The organism is Francisella sp. SYW-2 (assembly GCF_008711475.1).
In the GTDB taxonomy this organism is placed as follows: domain Bacteria; phylum Pseudomonadota; class Gammaproteobacteria; order Francisellales; family Francisellaceae; genus Francisella; species Francisella salimarina.
This window is the reverse complement of record NZ_VXKO01000052.1, coordinates 1-3,904: the sequence shown is the minus strand read 5'-3', so window position 1 is coordinate 3,904 and position 3,904 is coordinate 1. Positions and strand designations below refer to the sequence as shown.

The window sequence follows — 3,904 nt, the reverse complement described above, 5'->3', positions numbered from 1 at the left end:
TAGGCCTAAACCTAAGGAACGGATCAAAATATGCAAAGTTGCTTGAAGTTCCTATTTATAATTAGCCTTTCGTACTTGCACATTTTATGATATTATTTTGCTTATAATATATCTTATATTGGTCAATTATTTGACCGATACTGGCCATTATAGGAACTTTTGTTAGTCTATGCAAAGTAAAATAATACCTCTTGAAAATTATGATGATTTATTACAACAACTCAAAAAACGTGTTGTATCATCTCAGCAAAAAGCAGCTTTGAATGTAAATAAAGAGTTGATTCTACTTTACTATGAGATTGGAAGCTCTATTATATTTTCACAGAAAAAGAGTAGCTGGGGATCAAAGGTAATAGATAAACTATCAAAAGACTTACAGTCAGCATTTCCTGAACTTAAAGGTTTTAGTCCTAGAAATCTAAAATACATGAGAAAATTCGCAGCAGAATTTGATAACTTAGAACTTGTGCAACAGCTTGTTGCACAATTGCCTTGGGGTCATATAATTGTCATCATGAATAGGTTATCTGATTTTGATTCGAGAATGTTTTATGTTAATAAAACTATTGAGAATGGATGGTCTAGGAGCATACTAAATATTCAATTAGAAACAAAGCTACATCTAAGAGAAGGAATGGCTATAACTAACTTCAAAAATAAGTTACCGCATCCTCAATCTGAGCTTGCAATTGAAACATTAAAAGATCCATACACATTTGATTTTTTAAATATTGGTGAACAAGCTAAAGAAAGAGAAGTAGAGAAGGCTTTATGTTCACATATGGAGAAATTCTTACTGGAACTAGGAGCTGGCTTTGCTTTTGTTGGTCGACAATACCACTTGGAAGTAGGAGAACAAGACTTTTATATAGATTTGTTATTCTATCACTTAAAACTACGTTGCTTTGTTGTTATAGAACTTAAAGATAAAGAGTTCAAGCCTGAATATGCTGGTAAAATGAATTTCTATTTATCAGCTATAGATGATACTGTAAAACACCCTAATGATAATCCATCAATAGGACTAATCTTATGTAAGACAAAAAACAATGTGCTTGCTGAATATACTCTACGAGATATGACTAAACCAATTGGGTTAGCTGAGTATAAACTAGAAAATAGCCTACCTGAAGATTTAAAAACTAATTTGCCAACTATCGCGGAATTAGAAGATGAATTATCGAAAGAGATTTGAATAATGGCTAGGTATAGCTCTGATGTCCCAAAAGAACTTTTTGACTTAGCTTCAGATAAACCGCATAAGTATAGACTTTTCTTTGTCTTATATGTGAAACATTACCAGCGCTGTAATGAATTCTTTACTAATCCACCAAAATTCTCAAGATCTCTACTGATTTCTATTTCAGCTAGACTAGATGTTAAAACGCAAATAAATATTCCATCGGATAAAACACTTCATAATTATCGTCAAGTGATAAGAGATTACAGCAAAACACAAGTATTATCTCCAGAGCATAATAAGCTTGTATCAGACTATATTATAGAGCTCATGCATAGCCATAAGACATTTAGAAATGAACATATAAAAAATAAAGTTTATGACTTTCTATATAAGAATAAAATAGAAAAAGTAAGTGATTATACTTTAACTAATATAATAAAAAATATTAGATATAAGTATGAGCAAGAGTACCTTGAGTCAATTTCACAAAGTTTAGATAATCAAACAAAAGCTTTTTTAGATGGTCTTATGCTTAATCATGACATGTCAATATCCAGGTTTAAGTATATTAAACGCTGGCCAAAAGGATTAAGTGCCGATACAGTAAAAAAAGAAGCTGAAAAGCTAGAATTCTTATTATCTTTAAATCTCCCAAAGAGCATCGTTGAGATAACTGAAAGTGAGTTAAATAGGCAGTATCGCAATATTTGCTCAAAGTATCCTCACGCTATTAAAAATATGCCTGAAATTCGTCGTTATGCTCTCTTGTCAATATTCTGTCATATTAGAAAACGAGAATTAATAGATAGTTTTGTGGACATTCTTGTTAGAGTTACGCACCAAATATTTAACTCAGCAGAAAAAAGGTTAATAAAAGAGTTAGGAGCAAGTACAAATATAAAACAAAGCTATAGTAGAAAGAGTATTTTAAATTTATTAATTGATACTATTTTTAGTCATGAAGACAATATAGTAAAAGAAGCAATATATTCAGTAATTTCAAAAAATCAGTTAAAAAAGATAAGAAGTAAAAGTGAAGGTGATTATCAAATCGGGTATAAAGATATCATTTATTTAAAGGCTAGAAAGTCCTATGTTGGATACTATAGAAGAATTTTATCTCCAATAATTAAACTATTAGACTTTAATACAAATAATAAAAACTATAAAAATTTTATAGAAGCATTATCTCATATCAAAGATAATCTTGATCAATCATCTACATTCTATAAAAACTTGCCTCCTATAGATAAGGTTATAAAATCATCATATCAACAGCATGTTATTGAAGAAAATGATTCTGGTGACAATGTCAAAAGAATAGATTATGAGTTGTGCACACTACATAATCTTAGAAATAAACTAAGAGTTAAAGAAATATGGCTAAAGAATGCTTATTTATATAGAGACCCAGAAAATGATTTACCACAAGACTTTGATAGTATAAGAGAGGATTACTATAATTTATTAAATCAACCTATTAGTGAAAAAGGCTTTACTACCAAACTCAAAAAGGCTTTAACAAAGAATCTTAATCAATTTAATAAAAGTATTATTAGTAACAAGTATGTTTCAATAACTAGAAAGAGTAATAAAAGTCATATAAAAATAGAAAAGCTTAGAAAACAAAATGAACCACCGCAGTTAAATAAAATCAAAAAAGAAGTAACTCAAAAATGGTCAAATACTAGTTTATTAGATGTTCTAAAAGAGGCTAATGTACTTACTGACTTTATTAATGAATTTTATTATAGTGGTGATAAAGAAATATTAGATAAAGAGATTGTAAGAAAAAGACTTCTTTTGGCTATATTAGGTTATGGAACTAATACTGGTCTAAAAAGTGTTAGCGCAGGTAGTAATAATGTTTCCTACTCAGAATTACAGTATATAAAAGATAGATATTTTGACCCTGATAATCTCAGGGAAGCTATTCGTAAAATGATTAATTATCTCCTTAGTATACAAGTGCCAGAAGTCTGGGAAAACTGTTCTACTTCTTTAGCTTCTGACTCTACACATTTTAAAGCTTCAGATCAAAATCTTATGAGTCAGTTTCATCCAAGATATAGAAACACTGGAGTTATGGTATATTGGCATGTTGATAGAAACTCTATTTGTATATACTCGCAGCTAAAGAGTTGTTTATCATCAGAAGTTTCTTCAATGATAGAAGGTATTTTAAGACATTCCTCTAACAAGAATGTAGAAAAGAATTATGTTGATACACATGGGCAAAGTGAAGTAGGTTTTGCTTTTTCATATATTCTTGGTTTTAAACTTTTACCTAGATTAAGTAATATAAGTAAACAGAAGCTTTACTATACTAATAAAAATGATTCGTCTAATTACAGTAATTTAACAGATATTTTATCAAGACCTATTAAATGGAATTTAATAGAGGAACAGTACGATCAAATTATAAAGTACACCACCGCTTTAAAATTAAGTCATACAAATGCTGAAAATATTATGAAACGATTTACAGCGAATAATCTAAAGCATCCTGTCTTTCAAGCTCTTACAGAATTAGGTAAGGTAATAAAAACAATATTTTTATGTCAATATTTAAGCTCTATAAACTTAAGAAGAGAAATACATGAAGGACTCAATGTAGTTGAGCGCTGGAATGGAGTTAACGATTTTATTTTTTATGGAAATAATAGCAAATTAAGAAGCAATAATCCTGCTGAGTCAGAACTGTCTATGCTTTGTCTTCAT

The 3,904-nt window shown here is 29.4% G+C and carries 2 protein-coding genes; both read left to right on the top strand.

The window, feature by feature from the left end; genetic code table 11:
* Positions 1–169: 169 nt before the first annotated feature.
* Positions 170–1,195, top strand: coding sequence for a YhcG family protein (locus tag F3D57_RS10040; protein ID WP_150466150.1), 1,026 nt, complete (start codon positions 170–172; stop codon positions 1,193–1,195).
* A 3-nt stretch (positions 1,196–1,198) separates the two neighbouring features.
* The coding region (locus F3D57_RS10035; protein ID WP_150466149.1) for a Tn3 family transposase at positions 1,199–3,904 on the top strand (2,706 nt) is incomplete at its 3' end.